The sequence below is a fragment of the Enterococcus sp. DIV0421 genome, from assembly GCF_051713745.1.
GTDB lineage: Bacteria > Bacillota > Bacilli > Lactobacillales > Enterococcaceae > Enterococcus_D > Enterococcus_D casseliflavus.
On the sequence record NZ_JBIOQM010000001.1, the window covers coordinates 313,107 to 331,852 of the forward strand.

General features: G+C 42.2%; 21 protein-coding genes and 1 tRNA gene. 7 read left to right on the forward strand and 15 right to left on the reverse strand.

The window, feature by feature from the left end; genetic code table 11:
- Positions 1–88: 88 nt before the first annotated feature.
- Positions 89–1,021 (reverse strand): DUF7916 family protein, encoded by a 933-nt coding sequence (locus IGI96_RS01375; protein ID WP_005229489.1) that lies wholly within the window; start codon positions 1,019–1,021, stop codon positions 89–91.
- Between the two features lie 69 nt (positions 1,022–1,090).
- Here IGI96_RS01375 and IGI96_RS01380 point away from each other — a divergent pair.
- Positions 1,091–1,162 (forward strand) — tRNA-Arg (locus IGI96_RS01380).
- Positions 1,163–1,238: 76 nt separating this feature from the next.
- Here IGI96_RS01380 and IGI96_RS01385 read toward each other — a convergent pair.
- The 11 genes from IGI96_RS01385 to sfsA all read right to left on the reverse strand — a co-directional run bounded on the left by IGI96_RS01385 (position 1,239) and on the right by sfsA (position 11,480).
- Positions 1,239–2,420 carry a GNAT family N-acetyltransferase gene (locus tag IGI96_RS01385; RefSeq protein WP_086338055.1) on the reverse strand — a complete coding sequence of 394 codons (1,182 nt, stop codon included), beginning with the start codon at positions 2,418–2,420 and terminating at the stop codon, positions 1,239–1,241.
- A 60-nt stretch (positions 2,421–2,480) separates the two neighbouring features.
- Positions 2,481–2,894, reverse strand: a complete 414-nt coding sequence (locus IGI96_RS01390) for a DUF3284 domain-containing protein (protein ID WP_005229481.1) — start codon at positions 2,892–2,894, stop codon at positions 2,481–2,483.
- Positions 2,881–3,075, reverse strand: coding sequence for a hypothetical protein (locus IGI96_RS01395; RefSeq protein WP_005236946.1), 195 nt, complete (start codon positions 3,073–3,075; stop codon positions 2,881–2,883). Before IGI96_RS01395 ends, IGI96_RS01390 begins: the two co-directional genes overlap by 14 nt.
- 12 nt (positions 3,076–3,087) lie before the next feature.
- On the reverse strand, positions 3,088–3,309 hold the full coding sequence (locus tag IGI96_RS01400) for a hypothetical protein (protein WP_005231914.1): 222 nt from the start codon (positions 3,307–3,309) through the stop codon (positions 3,088–3,090).
- A 68-nt stretch (positions 3,310–3,377) separates the two neighbouring features.
- Positions 3,378–4,775: a PTS sugar transporter subunit IIC gene (locus IGI96_RS01405; protein WP_081116262.1), complete on the reverse strand. Its 1,398-nt coding sequence runs from the start codon at positions 4,773–4,775 to the stop codon at positions 3,378–3,380.
- Between the two features lie 81 nt (positions 4,776–4,856).
- Positions 4,857–5,174, reverse strand: a complete 318-nt coding sequence (locus tag IGI96_RS01410; RefSeq protein WP_005229473.1) for a PTS lactose/cellobiose transporter subunit IIA — start codon at positions 5,172–5,174, stop codon at positions 4,857–4,859.
- 37 nt (positions 5,175–5,211) lie between these two features.
- Positions 5,212–5,529, reverse strand: a complete 318-nt coding sequence (locus IGI96_RS01415) for a PTS sugar transporter subunit IIB (RefSeq protein ID WP_005229471.1) — start codon at positions 5,527–5,529, stop codon at positions 5,212–5,214.
- Positions 5,530–5,664: 135 nt separating this feature from the next.
- A complete protein-coding gene (locus IGI96_RS01420; protein ID WP_010749333.1) occupies positions 5,665–8,379 on the reverse strand; it encodes a sigma 54-interacting transcriptional regulator in 2,715 nt (904 codons plus the stop codon).
- 66 nt (positions 8,380–8,445) lie between these two features.
- Entirely contained in the window at positions 8,446–9,720 is a 1,275-nt protein-coding gene (locus IGI96_RS01425; protein WP_086338054.1) for a DEAD/DEAH box helicase, read from the reverse strand.
- A gap of 14 nt (positions 9,721–9,734) precedes the next feature.
- Positions 9,735–10,736 (reverse strand): Gfo/Idh/MocA family protein, encoded by a 1,002-nt coding sequence (locus tag IGI96_RS01430; RefSeq protein WP_081116266.1) that lies wholly within the window; start codon positions 10,734–10,736, stop codon positions 9,735–9,737.
- A gap of 18 nt (positions 10,737–10,754) precedes the next feature.
- Positions 10,755–11,480 carry a DNA/RNA nuclease SfsA gene (sfsA, locus tag IGI96_RS01435; RefSeq protein ID WP_086338053.1) on the reverse strand — a complete coding sequence of 242 codons (726 nt, stop codon included), beginning with the start codon at positions 11,478–11,480 and terminating at the stop codon, positions 10,755–10,757.
- A 183-nt stretch (positions 11,481–11,663) separates the two neighbouring features.
- Here sfsA and IGI96_RS01440 point away from each other — a divergent pair, with 183 nt between their 5' ends.
- The 3 genes from IGI96_RS01440 to IGI96_RS01450 all read left to right on the forward strand — a co-directional run bounded on the left by IGI96_RS01440 (position 11,664) and on the right by IGI96_RS01450 (position 13,967).
- Positions 11,664–12,008, forward strand: coding sequence for a DUF4828 domain-containing protein (locus tag IGI96_RS01440; protein ID WP_016610747.1), 345 nt, complete (start codon positions 11,664–11,666; stop codon positions 12,006–12,008).
- Between the two features lie 214 nt (positions 12,009–12,222).
- Positions 12,223–12,387 carry a hypothetical protein gene (locus IGI96_RS01445; protein ID WP_005229460.1) on the forward strand — a complete coding sequence of 55 codons (165 nt, stop codon included), beginning with the start codon at positions 12,223–12,225 and terminating at the stop codon, positions 12,385–12,387.
- A gap of 245 nt (positions 12,388–12,632) precedes the next feature.
- Complete coding sequence (locus IGI96_RS01450; protein ID WP_010749328.1) at positions 12,633–13,967, forward strand: serine hydrolase; 1,335 nt, start codon at positions 12,633–12,635, stop codon at positions 13,965–13,967.
- 53 nt (positions 13,968–14,020) lie between these two features.
- On the opposite strand, the gene IGI96_RS01455 is transcribed toward IGI96_RS01450, so the two are convergent.
- Positions 14,021–14,533, reverse strand: a complete 513-nt coding sequence (locus tag IGI96_RS01455) for a GyrI-like domain-containing protein (RefSeq protein ID WP_086338052.1) — start codon at positions 14,531–14,533, stop codon at positions 14,021–14,023.
- Positions 14,534–14,657: 124 nt separating this feature from the next.
- On the opposite strand from IGI96_RS01455, the gene IGI96_RS01460 reads away from it, so the two are divergent.
- The gene (locus IGI96_RS01460; RefSeq protein ID WP_086338051.1) at positions 14,658–15,857 is read left to right on the forward strand and encodes a YdcF family protein; all 1,200 of its coding nucleotides are present in this window, start codon (positions 14,658–14,660) and stop codon (positions 15,855–15,857) included.
- Positions 15,858–15,905: 48 nt separating this feature from the next.
- Here the strand turns inward: IGI96_RS01460 and IGI96_RS01465 are convergent, their stop codons facing one another.
- Complete coding sequence (locus IGI96_RS01465; protein WP_005229452.1) at positions 15,906–16,415, reverse strand: HD domain-containing protein; 510 nt, start codon at positions 16,413–16,415, stop codon at positions 15,906–15,908.
- Positions 16,416–16,538: 123 nt separating this feature from the next.
- Complete coding sequence (locus IGI96_RS01470) at positions 16,539–17,300, reverse strand: TrmH family RNA methyltransferase (RefSeq protein ID WP_010749325.1); 762 nt, start codon at positions 17,298–17,300, stop codon at positions 16,539–16,541.
- Between the two features lie 94 nt (positions 17,301–17,394).
- Between IGI96_RS01470 and IGI96_RS01475 the strand changes: the two genes are divergently transcribed.
- Complete coding sequence (locus tag IGI96_RS01475) at positions 17,395–17,673, forward strand: acylphosphatase (protein WP_086338050.1); 279 nt, start codon at positions 17,395–17,397, stop codon at positions 17,671–17,673.
- 124 nt (positions 17,674–17,797) lie between these two features.
- On the forward strand, positions 17,798–18,727 hold the full coding sequence (gene yidC, locus IGI96_RS01480; protein ID WP_010749323.1) for a membrane protein insertase YidC: 930 nt from the start codon (positions 17,798–17,800) through the stop codon (positions 18,725–18,727).
- Positions 18,728–18,746: the final 19 nt, after the last annotated feature.

Consider the following 18,746-nt stretch of genomic DNA (forward strand, 5'->3'; position numbering starts at 1 on the left):
TCCTCCTTTCTTTCTAACTTAGCGAAAAAAATGCAAAAAGCGAAGCAGAACGATTCTCCGTTTTCCTTCGCTAGTAATTTTTTCTGATTTAACGGTTGATTGAACGCCCGACACGATTGATCGTATGGCGCATGCCTCTAATTGCAACTGATGTTTCGAAAATATTTTCGGTCGGTGCCATGCCGCCATAGCCAGCATCACCGATATGCTGCAGATCGACCCCACAAGTTTTGTTGATAATGGCTAATTGTCGCAACGTTTCTGGACGCGCGCTCTCTTGACTCGTTCCGATCGCTGACATCGTCAATAAGTCATATTGTTTGGCAATTTGAACAGCTTCGATCAGATCTTTTTCTAGAAAGCCTTGAATCGAACCAACGGAAGGCAGTAACAAAATATCTGCTCCAGCTTCAGCGTAAGAAATGATGGCGTCTCGATCAACCACAGGTTCATCTGAGCCGGCACTGTGCATTTTTCCAGCGATGATCAACCCAGAGAAATGTTCTTTTGCCAATTTTACTGCTTTAGCGATTTCTCGGTTGGTCACACCCGTTCCAGGATTGCCTGTAAAGCAAAGAAAGTCCACCCCGAGTTCTTGGGCTTTTTTGATGGTGTCAACCGAACTTGTACGGCCTTGACTGATGCTGATCTTTTCACTCATCATTTCCGTCGTAGCTGGGATCGGCTCAAGATTGATGCCGACAGGTCGTCCAATCAGTTGTTTTAGTTGAGGAATCGGATTTTCAATGGGCTGTGTAGGATCAAGCAGCTGCTCCAATGTGATACCAGGCATCCCAAAAATAGCTGGACGATAACAATCAAAGCCATTCAACAAAATCAAGTCAGCCCCAAAAGCTGCCGCGACTTCTGCGTTGGTGATGTCGCCAGCTTGCGGCATGGTTTGAACCACCGTTTCACAGATTATCACTCGTCCTTCGCTCGCTTTAATGGATTGTTTCAATTCTTGCGCCGACATTTCTTTGATTTCACTATAGTTTGCACTTATCAATCGTTTGACCATGTTTTTCTTCCTTTCTTTTCCTTCTCATCTTGCGAGAAACACGAATAACAGGTAAAATATAGCTATTGTGTTCCCTTAGTTAAATGGATATAACAAGTCCCTCCTAAGGATTAGTTGCTGGTTCGATTCCGGCAGGGAACGTTTTTTGAAGAAAAAGATTCCTTATTTTTAAGGAATCTTTTTTTGTTGGAAAGCAAATACCTCTGCCTCGATTTGCTTAGAAATAATCTTCCAGAATCGGCTTTCCGTCTGGTAAGTTTTCCTGAATCATCACTGCAGCTTCCTTCTCCGTTTCCATTTGCTGGAAAAAGACCAAGGAATCAAGGGATTGTGCCTGCAAAAACAGTTGCACAAAGCGCTGAATCGACAAGGTTGCTTTTGGCAGCTTGGTGGCGGTCGTTTTCGTGACATGATGCTGAGCGTTTTCGATCGTCACTTCATAACACCCATTATTCCATGGGGCATATTCGTCCCCTTGAATTTCTATGGCAAAACGACCAGCTTTTTTCAACGTAAATGGATAGCTTTTTAGAAACCCTTCCACATCGACGACTCGTGCCATCATGTCCGGGCGCACTTGGTAGTGAGCCAATGGTTTGGCTGCATTTACTTGCAGGACTTCCCCATCAAACCCTGGTCGATAATGGATCTGCGCTACTGAATCTGCATGGGAAACGATAAACCGATTGAATCCTTGATACGCGTCAGCGGTCAAATAGCCCCACTCTTGAATATCAAAGCGTCCTCCTTCAACAAAGTAGATCAAATACCCTTCAGGAACGCCCGCTTCATTGCGATAAATCGCAAACGTATACGGTCTGCGCAAAACAAACTTGATTTCTTCCCACCAGGCTTGGCGAATCAGCCCACCTTTTTGATGACGAGGCAATTGATGATAAATCTCGTGAATGATCGGCTGTGCTTCCTCCCAATTCATGCGTTGAATCCTTCCGTTCACTTTCTTCCCATCGGGCCATTGATGCGCATCAACTTCATAAACGGTGCGTTCAAAGGTATATTCATACCCATATCTGCGATAAAACGCAAAGGAGAAAGGTGCCAGATAGGACAGAACGATTTTTTGTTCATAGCAATCTTTAATGATTTGTTTCATGATCCGATCGATTCGACCTTGGCTGCGATACTCTGGATAAGAAGCCACAAAACCGATCCCTGCCATTGGATAGGTCGTTCCATGAAAATTCACATCAAAAATAGTTGCCATGATTTGGCTCGCTAGTTTTCCATCCTTGTCGTAGGAACCATAATTCCATGAATTCTCCGCAAGCTTGCGATAGCGCTTGATATTTGTTTCATTCAACTCCCACTGAAAGGCATAAGAAACCAATTCCAGTACTTCTTGCGAACCGAATTCGGTCATTTTTTTGACATCTGTCATTCCTTCATCTCCTCTACTTGAAAACACGCAAGAAACGCAAAAAAGGCGTCAGTCGACCCCTTAATATGCTTCTTCCATCATACTCAACATTTTTTTAAATTGCTTGCGTTTGAAATATCCTAGAATGGTGCCTAAGAGCATGTCATTCAATTGTTGGATCATTCCTTCAGAAGTCATTTTTTCTTCATAGTGCAAGGTGCAATGCGCGTCATCTATCGCTTCAATTTGATAGTGTACACGGAAGGTATTTTTTTTCGTCGCCGTTTGGAACGCATAGGCTTGGTTTTTCTTGACTGTTTCAATCGTTATGTTGGCATTGCTATCTTTATAAAATTGTTTTAGATAACTATAGCCTTCTAATTGGTCTTCTGTCAACGTTTGATCTGTCGCTTGTTTAATATCATGTAAAACGGAATCGATGATCGTTTTATATAAAAAGTCAGCGGGTACATTCATTTTTTTAGTGATTTCCATCTTGCGCCTCCTTGTCTTTCTTGTTGCGTTTGTGTCCAATTGAAGCCATGATTCCTCCAATAGCCATTAGAATGACTGACGTGATGAGATTCACCCAGTGGTATTCACCTGACTGCGCATTGGCGCTGTATATAAATAACATACTACCGATACTTATAAAAAACAATCCATTTTTAAACATGATATCACCTCACTATTGACTAACGACGTTGAAGTATAGTACTCGGCCCCAATCGGTATTTTTGATTGCGTCCTTGGCAAGCTTCACTGCTTTTTCTTTGTCATCTGCCGTTGTTTCAAAAATCAACTGAATCCCTTTTTTTTCTTTGAAGGTATACTTGATCTCATCTTCTGACAAAGACTCAAGTAATGCTTTGATGTTGTCTTGCTGCATTGCGGAATTTACGATAATCATTTTTTCTCCTCCTAAAAAAGATAGCTAGATGGGTGAAATCACCCATCTAGAACGTTTGCTTCGTTTGATTAGTTCTCTTGGTCTGCTGGATTGATTTTGTTGGCAGCAATAATAAATGGTGCCCAGATCAGTAAAGCTACAGCCAAATTAATGATCGTCAAGATGATTGCACGCCAGTCCCCACCGGTAGCCAAGAAGCCACTTAGGATCGTTGGCATTACCCAGATCACATTTACCACAACTGGTGCAACTAAGCCTAATGTTGTTGCAAAGTAAGCAATTGTCGCTGTAACTAATGGTGCAACAATAAATGGAATGATAAACAATGGGTTCAACACGATCGGTAGACCAAACATTACTGGTTCATTGATGTTAAACAAACCAGGTCCAATCCCTAGTTTACCAACTGTCTTGTAGTCGGCACGTTTAGAAAATAGCAAGATTGCGATCAAGAGCATTAAAGTCACACCTGCTCCACCAGGCCAAACAAACGCTTCGAACGAACCTGCTACCCATTTATAAGGAACTGCTTCCCCTAATTGGTAAGCATTGGTATTTTCAACCATAGCCACACCGTAAATCGATTGTAAAACGGGTCCCATGATATTTGTACCATGTAAGCCAAAGAACCACAAAACATGGACAAGCAATACAATGATAAATACGGCAAAGTATCCTTGAGAAAGACCCAATAATGGTTTTTGGATCGATTCGGAGATCCAGTCAATAATGGGCATACCAACGAAACGTTCAAATAGGTAGTAAATCAAGCCTGATGCATATAGCCCGGCGATCCCTGGGATAATTGCTGCGAAAGCACGAGAAACTGCTGGTGGCACTGAATCTGGCATTTTGATAATAATATTTTTTTGCATCAATTTTGCAAAGATAATAACTGAAACGAAACCAAAGATGATTGCGGTGAACAATCCTGAGCCGCCCATATAAGCACTAAATGGGAAATAGCCCCAGCCAGCAGCACTGATCGTTGAACCATCTGCTGCAAATCCTGATGTAGCACTTGTGCTGTTGATCAAATCTACTACGTTGGTTGGTAGTGCTTCTTCTAATGCTAAAGAAAGAGAAGCTGATTGTGGAATACCCATAATAAATGCTGCTAAAGAAACCAACGCACCTGATAGTGCATCAACATTGTAAGCCTTTGCTAAATTATAGCCAAAAGATGCTGAGAAGATAACCGCCATGATTGCTAAGGTACCTGTCCAAACTAATCCGTTGACGGCGATCACTGGTGTGAAAAATTTGGTGATTGCATTGTCCGCACCTAGATAAGTGTTTGGAAAATCACGCATGAAGGCGTTCAATAATACTGCAATTGCCCCAGCCATCGTTGCTGGCATCATTCCGATAAAGGCATCCCGCAAAGCAACCAAATGCTTTTGCGCACCAATTTTAGCTGCAACTGGGAGAATGTGTCTCTCCATCCAACTTGTTAATCCATCCATTCTTAATTCCTCCTATAAGTTCTATTCGTCAAAGAAGATTTTTTGATTCATCGACAATAACTACTTCTATCCGTTCAAAGATTATTCGTTATTTAGACGTCGATAGACATCAATGATTTCTTTCGCTAAATCGGTAAATGCGATTGACGTCATTAGGTGATCTTGTGAATGCACTGTCAACAATGTCACGGTCATATGATTGCCTTGCGCTTCTTGTGTCAATAATCCTGTTTGCGAATGATGCGCTTCCACAAGAGATGCTTCAGCATCTTTGATTTTTTGGTCAGCTAATTCGAAGTCCCCTTCTTTTGCTGCCGCGATTGCTTCCATTGCGTCACTTTTTGCATTACCACCATACATGATCAATCCCATAATGGCTTCCAAATTTTGCTCATCCATCTTTAAAAATCCTCCTTACACTTCGATCCTAAAAATCTTAGTTCATTAATGTTTCTGCTTGTTGCAATACTTTTTCGCCGTTCATCATGCCATAGTCTGCCATGTTGATCACGTCCAAAGGAATGCCTTTTGGTGCTAGCTTTTGTTCAAATTGTGATTTCATGAATCGTACTTGTGGTCCTAATAATAGAACATCGACTGGTTTCGACTCCAAATGTTGGTCGGCTTCTGAAGCTGAAACAGCAAAGATATCTGCTTCCATTCCTTTTGCTTCGGCTGCTTTTTGCATTTTCGTCACCAATAGACTGGTACTCATTCCTGCTGAACAAACAAGCATAATCGTTTTTTTCGCCATCGCGTATCTGCTCCTTTCTGTTGTAAGTTACACTTTACTATAAAGCAAAAAGCGTGCCAAAAAAAAAATAAGTCCAGACCTTTATATATCAATGGTCTGAACCAATTTTTCTTTTGCACACTCACGGATTTATCATTACACACTAATATTGTGTGCGGATTCATCATAACTTTTTATTTCATTTTCTAAGAACATTTGTGTTAAATAGGCGATCTCATCTTCAGAGATTTTGATTTGATAGTTTTTCTCTATCTGCAATAAATGAGTTCGCAACACATCTGTTTCGATACGATAGCGTTTTTGGAAGGCCGCCAAATTGGGGAAGGTACGGGAATGTTCCTTCTTCAATAAACTTTCCACTAGAAAGGCTAAATGAATCACTAAGCCCGCATCAACGGTAGGTTCAACAATCACATGCAATTGATTTTGAATTTGATGAACGATTCGCTGCAGACTTTCGATCAGATGATAGACGGACCCCACATGCGTTAAGGTATTTTCTAATGAACGTACGATTTTTTCAATCGGCACTTCATCTGAAACGATCCGCTTCAGCACATTCAACCGATTGTCATCAAAGACATCATAGGCGGAAAAGAACGGGATATTTTGATAATCGATCTCGACGGTGCCCGCAATGGCTTTGATCTCATATTCTTCTAGCAAGCCATCAATATGTTTCTTGAAGGTTTCTTTTTCAATAAATTGCATTTGAATGATCTCGACTTTTGATTGATCGACGACGGGATAAATTCGTTGATAAAGTTTGGCAGCGACACCTTCTCCAGTAAAGCAAGTGACGATGACTGCTTTTTTATTCCCCTTCGCTTCGCGAACTGTGCGGAACTGTTCTTGCACGATGGTTTCAAAAGAACGCTGAATGTTTTGATAAATGTCTTCTAAACTTCGGCCACTTTCCGCCATTCGCAAAGCCTCTAAGACGATCATCGTACTGACCATCGAGATGGCTTTCGTACGAATCCCGGTCTCTTCAGAAATCAAATTCGCAAATGAATTGAGGGAACCCATATCAGTTAAAAGCAATAAGCCGTTGCTCATCTTTTCCTTATTGTCAGTGACATAGTTCAATAGCTGTTCATACATTTGACCGACTTCCATATCTAAAGACATATTCATCGCTTTGCCGTGGTCAGTTTCAAGCAGCTCTTGTGCCGTTTCCAACATACTGCTAGCAGTCGCCTTGCCGTGCATCAAGACAATAATCTCGACTTTTTCAAGGGGCAGCTGCGAGGGTTGTTTGACTTGAATCGCTAAAAACATACTGATAAAGCCGATCTCATCGAAGGGGATCTCGACATGGCGTTCTTCTTCGATAATGGTCGATAGATCCATTGCCACCTGGAACTCGGATTTCAAGTTTTTTCTGACTGTATTCAAATCTGGATGAACGATCATATGTCCTTCCTTGACACGTTCCAGTGTACTTTGCAGATGTAGTGCAAAGGCAAAGCGGGCTTTTTCACTATAGGTTCGAGACAATCTTTGCCCAGCTAGATCATAAAGAACATTTGTCAGTTTCCAAATGTCTTCTGGAATCAGTTCTTTATGAACGGGATTTTGGATCAATTCTTCGACATACTTTTCAAAGTACGCATCGACATCTTTAGAGATCAAATTTTCTAGATCGACATTGGCTACGCCCGTTTCAATCAACGAGCTGACTTTTTCTTCGATCTCGTTATACACTTGCATATTCCGTTGTGGATCACGAGACCAGACGACATCTGGGTCGCCAGGTTCAAAACTTAGAAAGTCGCCTTTGCCATCTAAAAACCGATCCAAGCGTTCCGACATTTCTTTGATCTTCAACAAGCCTTTTTGAACTTGCAAGGAGCAGTCGCCTTTTCGTATCAGCAAGTGTTTTTTTCCATAGGTTCGATAATGCAAAAATGCTTTGGCACAGACGAGTTTAAGGTCGCGCTTGATTTGACCAATATTGCCTTCTGCATCATAGAGCATAAAGGCCAATATCGCATCTCGTTCGACATCGATTCGTTGGTTCAGACGGGTCGCCTCTTGCTTGATAAACAACGAAATGATTTCATACCGTTCATCTAAGGAACGACTTTCCACATTTGGCAAAGTAATAGCCATGGGAATTCGCCGATTGAAGGTCGTTAAAAAGGTTTCTGATGATTCCGTGGTGGCACCGATGATCTGCACGGCGGCTTCATGAACTTGATTACTTTCCCCTAATGGACGATAGATCCCTTTATCAATGAAGGTAAAGAGCATTTCTTGGCCTTCTGGCGGCAGTCGATGGATCTCATCTAAGAACAGGATGCCGCCATCGGCTTTTGCCATCAACCCTGGACTATCTTCTGCGGCACCAGTGTAGGCGCCTTTTTTGATGCCAAAGATGTGACCAAACAACAATTGCGGATTTTGTGCATAGTCCGCACAGTTAAAGGACACGAACGGGGCATCTTTTTCTAACATATTTGATTCAACCGCAAAGTGATACATACATTCGGCAAATAAGGATTTACCGGTACCTGTCTCACCAAAAATAATGGTATGGAGTCCTCTAGGCGGATATAAGATCGCCGCTTTGGCTTGCTGGATACTTACTTTCAAGGAAGCTTGGACTCCAACCAGACTTTCAAAACTAACTTCAGAGGAAACATCCACATGGACTGTTTCTTCTAAAGGCTCATAAACAACCGGACGGCCGGAACGTTTGCCGATTTTCTTTTCTTTATAAAGCTCACTGAGATAACGGCTTGCATTGCTGCGATCGATTTGTAAGATTTTAGCGACATCAACTGCGGTCAACCCTTGCTTATGCAGTTCGATCGTTTGAAAAATCTCTTCTTTTCGCGAATTCATTCGATAGCCTCCTCATTTTTTTACACACTAATAATAAACAACGTTAATGGTAACACAAAAAGACGCTCAATGGCGTCTTTTTCCTTTGTCTTTTTGCTTTTTCGTCTTTTTCTTGCTCTTTTTGACAGGAGTGTGTAATTTTTCAGGCGTTTTCTTGGAAATTTTCTGCACACTTGCTGTTTTCGTTTCTTTCTTGCTTTCTTTTTCGACAACAGGAGCTTCTGTGTGTAACTGTCCCCCATGCAGATAAACTTCTTTGAGTTCTATGGACAACTGATTCGCGATTTTTTTCAAATCCTTCAAGGAATGGTCTTGAACGATCGTGACGACGGTTCCTTCTTTGCCCATTCTCCCAACGCGTCCTGCCCGGTGTAAATAGGATTCTTTTTCTAAAGGGACTTCTGTATTGATCACGTAAGGCAGATCCACGACATCTAAGCCGCGAGAGGCAACATCGGTCGTCAATAGTTCCACTAGTTTTCCTTGACGAAAGCTCTCTAATGCACCTTTTCGTGCAAGTTTGTTTTGATCAGATGCCAGAGATGCCACCGGCAAGCCATGAAACAATAGCTTTTCTTCCGCATTCCCCATAGTGCTTAATTCATTGAAGAAAACCAAAGCTTGAAAGTTTGGTAAATGAGCAAAGCGTCTTAAAGCATCCACGATTCGTCGTTGCGGATAGTTCAAATAGTAATGATGGATGACGCCTTTGCTCTGATCTTCTTGGGTAACATCAATGATCAGCGGCTCTTTTGACACGAATGGTCGAATCTCATCGATCACTTCGTTCGCGGTTGCTGAAAAGAAACTACGCTGGATTTGTTTTGGTAATGTTTGATTGATCTTGGCTGCCAGGGTGAAGGCACCCTCTTTCAATAATTGGTCAACCTCATCCAATACCAACGATTGCAGCTGCTGGGTCTTGATTTTTTTGGCTTTGATCAACTCTAACACACGGCCTGGGGTACCGATCAAGACCTCGGGTTTGTCTTTTAGTTTTTCCACTTGGCGTTTTGTACTTGCGCCGCCAATTAGCGGCAGAACGGTCAAACCAATGGCTTGGGCCCATTCCCGTGCTACTTCTGTGACTTGCATCGCTAATTCTTGTGAAGAAGTCAAAATCAACAGCTGATTGCCTTGCTTTTTTTCAACCTTCGTTAACAATGGCAAGAGATACGCCAACGTTTTACCTGAACCGGTCGGTGAGATTCCTATGACAGACGCGCCGTCTTTTAAAGGACCAAAGGTTTTTTCTTGGATCAAGGACGGTGCGTGATATCCTGCCGCTTGCCATTTTTCCTGCCAGACGTCTGGCAATTGTGTCAATTCAAATACTGTCATAAATGTTCCATTCCTTATTTTTTATCTGCATCAAAAATGATGTCGGCCTGCTTACGCATCAAAGAGACGGTTTCATTGACACTGCGGGCAAGTTCCACCCATTCCTCATAGCGTTGTCCTTGTTTAGGATCATCTTTGTTTTCAATGATGTCTGCAAAGTCTTGCGCTTCTTCGATCATCGGATTGTCTAAAGCAGCGACTGCTAATGGATGCGTTTGTTTTGTTTGGCGTTCATAAAATGCTGCTTCTTCAATAGCATTGACGGCATTCAAATCTAATGTCCCGTCTTCAAAATAAATTTCTGAACGCAACTCTGAATCAGCGATTTTGCCTGTTTGGATCGTGACATCAAAATCAGCATAGCGCAACACTGCGGTTCCGATACCATCTACACCAGTCGGTAATTTACGGGCAAAATAATGAACATCTTGCGGTTTACCAAACCAAGCGACCGCCGCATATACTGGATACACACCCAAGTCGGCTAAAGCTCCGCCAGAAAAATGTGGAGAAAAGATATTTGGTTCCTCCCCAGCTAGTACAGCGTCATAACGAGACGAGTATTTCATATAAGAAAAGTTCGCCCCAAGAATGGCACCGCGTGTCGGTAAGAATTCGGCTACGGTTGAAAAACTCGCTTCATGAATGTTGCGAGCTGCTTCAAAGAATAAAACCTGTTGTTGGTTTGCTAGGTCAATGATCTCCGCCATTTCCTCTGGTGTCGAAAAGGCTGGCTTTTCCACTATGACATTTTTTCCTGCCAAAATACCTTGCTTGGCTTGTTCAAAGTGCAAACTGTTCGGAGAAGCGATATAGACCGTGTCCATATGAGCTAAGCCAAAAAAAGTGGCCAAATCGGTCGCATATTCGATATCCCCGTATTTTTCCCCAAAGCGTTGCGCTGTGGCCAATTTTCTTGAGTATACGGCTACCAATTGATACCGTTTGGTTTCGTGGGCTGCTTGTACAAATTGATCGGTGATCCAATTTGTGCCGATAATCCCTAAATGAATCATGTGTTTTCCTTCTTTCTTCTATAGATTGGGGTCGTCAAATTCGACGTTCAAATCAAAAGGGATCGGTTCTTTGACCGCGATCATCCCTTGGTTTACCTGGCAATTATAAGCAAACACTTCGACACCTTTGCTTTGCGCTTCAGCGATCTTATCGGCCAGATCCGGCTGCATCTGTCGATGGATCGTGGCGATTTGCACCACTTCAAATTGGATCATGAACAAAACCGTCGCATAATAGCCTGCTTCTTTGGCATGGATCAATTCATTGACGTGTTTCAAGCCGCGAATCGTTGGCGCATCTGGGAAAGCGCCGATTTGCTTGTTTTCAAGTGTCATCCCTTTAATTTCTATAAATCCTTTTTCTTGTTCGTCTGTTTCAAAATAAAGATCAAACTTAGACATCCCATAGACGACTTCACGCCGCAAGAGGGCAATTTTCCCTTTGATATTCGGCAACTGGATCGTGCCATCCAAAAGGCCTTCATAGGCTAACCGATTGGGTACTTGACTATCAATATTGATCCATTGGTCTTCTTTCTTGACTGAGATCAAATCGTAATTGGTTTTACGTTTCGGATTGTCCCAATATTGGAGGGTCACGAGTGTCCCTTTGTGCAATAGTTCTTTTCCTCGTCCCGTATTTTTCACATGGACGATCACTTCTTGCCCATCGACTAGACATCGGGCAATGAATCGGTTGTCTCGAACGAGAAACGTGGCTAAGAGGGTATTCGGATAATTCATTTTCTCACCTGCTCTTTTGAATCATAGCATATTTTGATAAAAACTTCTAAACTTCAAACTAAAGTACCATGCTTTTTTACCTTCTCATGGTATACTTATGGCAATTATTTTCTAGTGTGCAGAAGCGGGCATCTTGTTCACAAGGTGCAACTAGATGAATCGTAAGTGATAGGACGTGTATAAATGAAGAAAAGGTCTCTATTGATTGGTTTATCTCTAGCAACGGGCGTGGTCAGCTCCTTGCTGTTGCGAAAGGAAAAACAAAAAAATGAAAACCGCCAAAATTTCATTGGAAATTGGCGTTTTACTTCAAAGACAAAAGAAGATGTCATTTTAGAAATTGCCAATGATTATTCATTGACCATCGAAGGCAAACCGTTGCCTGTTTCCATTGTTGAACTGACTCCGATGCGATTAGTGTTACTGGACACATTTGGCTATCATTTAGTCCTGGAACAAAAAGGCTCCGTTATTACTTTATATGATGAAGCAGAAGATTGCCACTATTCTTTGACAAAAATCGCCTAAGGGACATGAGAAGATCGAGTTCACGTTTTCTTCACATTTTCTTCGGTCAATTCTCAGACTTTTTATCAGCATTTCCTGGCAATCCATGCTATCATTAACTTAACAAGTGGTTGAACAAGGTGTTCCGTTGAGTGATGTTTGATCGTTCATAGATTAAGGTGTAGGTTCGATTCCTACCTTCCACATTTATTTTAAACAGAAAGAAGGGATTTTTATGTTAACGACCTTTATTTCACTCTTTTCCATCTTTGCTTTAGCTGCGTTACTAGCTGGGACATTCTTTTTAGCAAAATTGGCCATGCAACAAGAAACGAGAGCAGTGAAAGTTCCCGTCAGAGCCCAAAACCAAAACCCGAGAATCCATTCCAATCGTCGCTAAGTGAAATCGTTTGACCCGATGTCAATTCAGAAAAACTTGTCTTCTTTATTAAATAGGAAGGCAAGTTTTTTTTGCTGTCTTTTGCCCTTAGGTCTTCTAGGTTGAAATGGTTTAACAACGCCCATTCCCCCTTTGAGCGGTCTTCTCGCAATTAAATGCTAAGTTTTCTCTTAGAGTATTGCAACAGCGGATACTCTTTGTTAAAATTTTTGCTTAGATACAACTTAAAAGGAGCTACTACATATATGCAGAAAATAACCAAGTTCGGGTATTCCTTCGTTGCTGCTTTGGCAATCCTCTTTGCTGCTGTCGGCATCCCCCTCGTTTCATATGCTGATGATACAGCAATGAGCATCGAAGAGATCCAAGATTTTTCGATTGACGCCAAAGCCGCTTACTCCATTGATTTTGACACAGGGAAAGTGTTGTATGATCAAGATGGCGAGACAGCCATGGGTATTGCCTCCATCACCAAGATCATCAGCCTCTACCTTGTCGCTGAGCAAGTAGAACAAGGAACGATCGCTTGGGATGATCCTGTGCCGATTTCCGATTATGCCGCTAATCTCAGCGTGTCCCCTAACTTATCAAATGTCCCTTTGCATCAAGACGTTACCTATACAGTAAAAGATCTGTATGATGCCAGTTATATCCAATCTGCAAATGCTGCAATCGTCGCGCTCGCGGAGCTGATTGCTGGGTCTGAAAGTGCCTTTGTGGATTTAATGCAAGAAAAAGTGCAATCATGGGGCATCACCGATGCAAAGATCGTCAATGCTTCTGGCTTAAACAATGCTTATCTTGGGGAAAATATTTACCCAGGATCAACTTCAACTGATGAAAACGAACTATCCGCAAAAGATGTGGCATTGATTGCCCGTCATTTGTTACAAGACTTTCCAGATGTTTTGGAAGTAACCAGCCTTTCAACAAAACAATTTGGTGAAGGTTCCTATTCGCCTGTCGAGATGGTCAATTGGAACTGGATGCTTCCAGGTTTTACGAATACGAAAGATGGTGTCGACGGTCTGAAGACTGGTACGACAGATATGGCAGGCGCCTGCTTTGTCGGAACCGCCGTTAAAGATGGGCAACGAATCATCACCGTGGTGCTAAACGTCAATGGTCATGCAGAAAATCCTAGTGTTCGTTTTATTGAAACAGGCCGTTTGATGGATTACTCGTTTGACGCTTGGGAACAAGTAGAGATTTTACCAGAAAATGCGCAACTAGAAGATACCCAGACGGTTGCAGTCAAAGATGGGAAAGAATTGAGTGTGCCCGTTGCCTTAAATCAAGGTTTGACCTTATGGGTACGTGGAGATATGGATGCCACCGCCTTTGAAACAACCATTGACTTTAATGAGCATTATCGTGATTCTGCCCTGCAAGCGCCATTGACTGAGGGCACAGAAGTCGGTACCGTAAGTGCTTCGATTCCAGCTGATACGCTTGGTTATATTGATGATTCCGATCATGACGAGACTGCAGGATTGATCACAACACAAACGGTGGAAAAAGCCAACATCTTTGTTCGTGCTTGGCGCGGCGTGTCCAACTTTTTCAGTAATCTTTTTTAACCTAAACGAAAAAATCTGTCCGAAGCAAAGACTGCTTCTCGGACAGATTTTTTTTATTCTACTGTTTCCACCGTTGCTGTTGCCAATGGCTCCACAGGGAAAAACAATTCAACTTCCCCTTCCTTAAAAAGAGGAAGATACCTTTCTTGGATGGCTGCTGACAACTGGACGTTGTTTTCTGGTAAAACTTCCATCAGCATTTTTTCAGTCATCATCGTTAAGTTTTTTTCATCTGTTTTTACAACGAGATAGGTCATTGCGGGCATTTCCCAACGGACCCAACCGACAGGAGGAAAATTTTCTGTCTGGACTTGAACGCCTGCCAAGTAGCGACCGGTTTCTTGCCAAGGCTCTAACCAATTGGTGCCATCACTCATCAAGCCCCAAAATTCCAGTTCTTCTGCCTTTTGATCACTTACGAGAAATTCGATCTCTTCAAAATCCTTTGTTGCAAGTTCCCAAAGCGCTGGTACCCAAGAAGCACCTTCTTCTGCTAACCCCTTGCCCTCTTTTCCAATCACATAAAAAGCGGGTCGTTCGACGCGAATCACTTCACCTAATTGCATGTTCCTTCCTCCTTCTTTCCTTCATTTTAGCGAATTGCAAGAAATTCAGCAACTTTGACCTTAGCAACAAGCAATTTCTGCCATTTTTCGGTATACTAAGTGTATCGTTAAAGGAGTGAAAAACATGGATCTTACGCAATTGCTGATTTTTGCCATCAGCTATGTGTCGGGCGTGATCGTCGTTCAAAAATGGCGCAAGAAAAAAGATGATCCGGATATTTTCTTTTTTGAATGTTGTTGGACGATTCTAGCCCTGCTAATTTATTTAGCTGTCTCAGAATTACGGACAGGTAGTTTCTTTATTTTGATACCCGTCGCCTTCGCCGGCCTTTTTTTATTTTCTTATCGGCGCAACAAGCACCAACTTGTAAATGGCTTGCTTTTTAATTTGTTCGTGCTGGCTTTTGGCGGCTACTTAGTCATTAATTTATACCGAACCCAAGACATACTCGTAGGTGGTCTACTCGCTGTTTTACTGGCAATCTTCGTTGCTGTACTATTATTCGGTTTGGCAACACTCGTGGTCTTTCTTTACTGGAATTCCATTATCGTACTACGAAGAGAATCGCGATCGATCGCCAATTTGTTAACCCTGATCTTAGCGGTGGTTTTGACCGTTTTACTATTTTCAGATACCCTTTTGCACTTTTTCCCAGATTGGATCCGAACCTTATTCGGCATTGTTCCCCTAAGTCTTTTGTATCTGTTTGTAGTCTTTTTGAACTTTTTATCCATTTCAGTCATTTATCAGTTCAACCATCCTCGCTATAATCAGGATTTTATCATCGTCTTAGGTGCAGGCCTTTTGAATGGCACCACGGTCTCCCCTTTATTGGCAAAACGCATCAATACAGCGATCTCGTTCTACGAATCGCAATTTAAAGCGAAAAAAACCGCGCCTCGATTACTGATGTCAGGCGGACAAGGAAGCGATGAGCAGCTGCCGGAAGCTGTTGCTATGAAAGAATATGCGATTGCCCAAGGCGTACCAGAAGGTGAGATTTTAGTGGAAACAAATTCCACGACTACTTATGAAAACATGAAATTTTCGAAAGAAATCATGGATTCGCTTAAGCCAAACGGCTACAAAGCAATCTTTGCCTCAAACAATTACCATATTTTTCGTGCTGGTCTCTATGCAGATCAAGCCCAACTTAAAGCGGATGGTATCGGAGCACCTACTGCCTTTTACTATTTACCGAATGCCTTTTTAAGAGAATTTGTGGCAATCCTTTTTATGCATAAAAGACGACATTTAACGGTATTGATCACCTTACTGATTCTCTATGCAGGAGCAGCGATCCTCCAACTTATTTTTGGCTAAACAAACAAAAAAAGTTCTTTGAACCAGTTGGTTCGAAGAACTTTTTTCTTATTGAATCGTGCGATGTTTCTTCCAGAAGCGTTGTTGCCATTTTTCTTTCATGCTGTCTGTAAGGGGTTCTGATGCTTCTTTGATCGCACAATATTTGTCCACCATCGTGACGATATAGCTTTCTTTATAGCGTGGCGGTGCAATCGTTGCTCCCCACATATGTTTCAAGATGATATCTTTTTCTAGATCACTAAGTTCAGTGATTTTTTCGGCATTTTTTACTGCGATTCGTGGATGCATGTACGCATGGGTACCTTCGTCAAACTTTGTAGTACGCCAATCGTAATAAAATAAATCATGAAGGAGTCCTGCACGAGCTGTTGCACGAGCATCGCCGCCCCATTTCTTGGCCAATTTGTAACTATAATAAGAGACGCTGATCGAATGTTCCAAACGTGTGGAGTTCATATGCTGCACAAAGTTGGCTAATTTTTTTACAGCTTCTGTTTCTAACAGGTCAGCCACGTAAGACATATATTCGCTATCTTCTTGCCATTTTTCTGTCATAAATTTTTGTCTGCCACCTTTTTTGATCTGCTTGATTGTTACAAGACAAAGTATAGCACCTATTCCTGCAAGTTTCTAGGTGAGGTGCAATAGATTCAAATAGTTTAACAGTTCCTTAAAAATCTAGCTGACAGCAAAATACATCAAAATACCTGCCGCAATGGCGACGTTCAATGATTCCGCCTGACCATAGATAGGAATATATAGATTTTTATCGGTCAATGCCAACAGTTCCTGATTGACCCCTTGCCCCTCGTTGCCTAAAATGAAGGCAGCCGCTTGTCCTTTAGGAAGCTCGGTATAAGGGACTGCTTCTTTGTTTAACTCGGTGCCATAAATCGCCACACCAGCTGCCTGCAGCTGCTTTAAAAATGGTGGGATCGCTCCTTCTACGATCGGCAGATGATAGTTGCTCCCTTGCATGCTGCGCAAGACTTTGGTACTGTAGAGATCGGCTGTTCCTTCGCCGAGAAAAACCCCGCTGAATCCAGCGGCATCCGCTGTTCGAATCATGGTGCCAACGTTTCCAGGATCTTGCACATTATCTAAAATCAGCCAATTGCCCGTCAGTGTCTGTAAGTCTTGTTCTTGCTTTTCCACCACGGCAAAAATCCCTTGTGGTGTTGGCAAATCAGAAAGCATCGCTGCGATCTCCTCTGTGATCAAATAGCTTTCTTCCTGATAATCATCGAGTTGCCCGTTGGCTTCACTTAACCCTCGCGGGGTCACCAACAATGCTTTGATGGGTACTTGTGCATGCAATGCTTCTTGCACCAAATGCCAGCCATCGATCAAATAGGTATTGGTTTGTGTCCGATGTTTTTTTTGTGTTAGTTTTTTGATTTCCTTGATAAAGGTATTTTTTTTCGATTGAATTTCTTTCATCTTGTCACCTCGATTCATTATAGCATGAGTCAATCGATCTAACTTGTTCTTTTACTGAAAAAACGCTATCATAAAAGCAGAGGAGGGATTGTCCATGAAGAAACTACGAATCCGTGTGCAAGGACGTGTCCAAGGCGTCGGCTTTCGTTATACCACAAAAATGCTTGCCGATCAGTTGGGCGTCACCGGATCTGTAAAAAACGAAGCGGATGGTTCTGTTTCGATTGAAGCAATTGGCGATGACAAAGCCATCGATGCCTTTGTTGCTGGGGTTAAGGATTCTCCTTCACCCGCTGGGAAAGTAAATCAGATCGACATCCAACCAGACGATGCTATCAAAGAGCGTAGGAGTTTTGATGTAGTGTACTATTAACAATTGAATATTTTCTAAGTCGAAAGATTGATTTTTCAATGAATTTCTCTTTGTACATTGAAATAGTCGGTCTTTTTTAGTATAGTTATTTTTGTCTAAATTTATTGTGAAGAGGAAGAATAGAATGTCTAAAATGAATAAATGGCTGCTTTCATCAGGATTATTTGGCCTGTTATTAGCATTATCAGGCTGTGTCAGTACCAATGCTGATGGTACGCCGAAAGAAACAGGAATGATTTATCGCTTTTTGGTGAAACCATTAGGGGATATGATCACGATGCTCGTAGAAAACTTCAACTGGTCTTACGGCTGGGCGATCATCGCCGTAACGATCGTTGTCCGTGTCATTATCTTACCATTAGGGATCCATCAGTCTCGAAAAACGATGGTTCAAAGTGAAAAAATGCAGTTTCTGAAACCTCAAGTGGATATTGCGCAAGCCAATTTGAAAAAAGCGACCACTCGGGAAGAACAAATGCAAGCGCAAGCGGAGATGCAAAAAATTTACTCTGAAAACAACGTCAGTATGTTTGGCGGTATCGGATGTCTCCCTTTGCTGATTCAGATGCCGATCTTCTCTGCTCTTTATTTCACCGCTCGTTACACACAAGGAATCCAAAACTCTGAATTCTTTGGCGTATCTTTAGGCGACCCAAGCATCCTCTTTGTGGCGATTGCTGGTCTTTCCTACTTGGCACAAGGATATATCTCAACCATCGGGATTCCTGAAGAACAGAAAAAAACGATGAAAACCATGTTGATCGTTTCTCCATTGATGATCGTTTTCATGTCCATGAGTGCACCAGCTGGTGTGACACTCTACTGGGTAGTTGGTGGGGTCTTCAGTTGTATCCAAACGTTTATCACGAATGTCATCATGAAACCAAAAATTCGTGCCCAAGTCGAAGCGGAAATGAAAGCAAATCCGCCTAAAACGGTAGTTACGCCTCGTAAAGACGTAACGCCTGAAAAAACAGAAGCTGTCAAAAAAGCGTTGAACACGACAAAGCCTAACGGAAAAGGTCGTAACGCTGGCAAGCAGCAACGGAAGTAATTCTTGACCAAATCGCTCA

Coding starts and splice junctions, on each gene's coding strand:
- IGI96_RS01375 (WP_005229489.1), bottom strand. CDS start 1,021: ATGGTCAAACGATTGATAAGTGCAAACTATAGTGAAATCAAAGAAATG.
- IGI96_RS01385 (WP_086338055.1), bottom strand. CDS start 2,420: ATGACAGATGTCAAAAAAATGACCGAATTCGGTTCGCAAGAAGTACTG.
- IGI96_RS01390 (WP_005229481.1), bottom strand. CDS start 2,894: ATGGAAATCACTAAAAAAATGAATGTACCCGCTGACTTTTTATATAAA.
- IGI96_RS01395 (WP_005236946.1), bottom strand. CDS start 3,075: ATGTTTAAAAATGGATTGTTTTTTATAAGTATCGGTAGTATGTTATTT.
- IGI96_RS01400 (WP_005231914.1), bottom strand. CDS start 3,309: ATGATTATCGTAAATTCCGCAATGCAGCAAGACAACATCAAAGCATTA.
- IGI96_RS01405 (WP_081116262.1), bottom strand. CDS start 4,775: ATGGATGGATTAACAAGTTGGATGGAGAGACACATTCTCCCAGTTGCA.
- IGI96_RS01410 (WP_005229473.1), bottom strand. CDS start 5,174: ATGGATGAGCAAAATTTGGAAGCCATTATGGGATTGATCATGTATGGT.
- IGI96_RS01415 (WP_005229471.1), bottom strand. CDS start 5,529: ATGGCGAAAAAAACGATTATGCTTGTTTGTTCAGCAGGAATGAGTACC.
- IGI96_RS01420 (WP_010749333.1), bottom strand. CDS start 8,379: ATGAATTCGCGAAAAGAAGAGATTTTTCAAACGATCGAACTGCATAAG.
- IGI96_RS01425 (WP_086338054.1), bottom strand. CDS start 9,720: ATGACAGTATTTGAATTGACACAATTGCCAGACGTCTGGCAGGAAAAA.
- IGI96_RS01430 (WP_081116266.1), bottom strand. CDS start 10,736: ATGATTCATTTAGGGATTATCGGCACAAATTGGATCACCGATCAATTT.
- sfsA (WP_086338053.1), bottom strand. CDS start 11,480: ATGAATTATCCGAATACCCTCTTAGCCACGTTTCTCGTTCGAGACAAC.
- IGI96_RS01440 (WP_016610747.1), top strand. CDS start 11,664: ATGAAGAAAAGGTCTCTATTGATTGGTTTATCTCTAGCAACGGGCGTG.
- IGI96_RS01445 (WP_005229460.1), top strand. CDS start 12,223: ATGTTAACGACCTTTATTTCACTCTTTTCCATCTTTGCTTTAGCTGCG.
- IGI96_RS01450 (WP_010749328.1), top strand. CDS start 12,633: ATGCAGAAAATAACCAAGTTCGGGTATTCCTTCGTTGCTGCTTTGGCA.
- IGI96_RS01455 (WP_086338052.1), bottom strand. CDS start 14,533: ATGCAATTAGGTGAAGTGATTCGCGTCGAACGACCCGCTTTTTATGTG.
- IGI96_RS01460 (WP_086338051.1), top strand. CDS start 14,658: ATGGATCTTACGCAATTGCTGATTTTTGCCATCAGCTATGTGTCGGGC.
- IGI96_RS01465 (WP_005229452.1), bottom strand. CDS start 16,415: ATGACAGAAAAATGGCAAGAAGATAGCGAATATATGTCTTACGTGGCT.
- IGI96_RS01470 (WP_010749325.1), bottom strand. CDS start 17,300: ATGAAAGAAATTCAATCGAAAAAAAATACCTTTATCAAGGAAATCAAA.
- IGI96_RS01475 (WP_086338050.1), top strand. CDS start 17,395: ATGAAGAAACTACGAATCCGTGTGCAAGGACGTGTCCAAGGCGTCGGC.
- yidC (WP_010749323.1), top strand. CDS start 17,798: ATGTCTAAAATGAATAAATGGCTGCTTTCATCAGGATTATTTGGCCTG.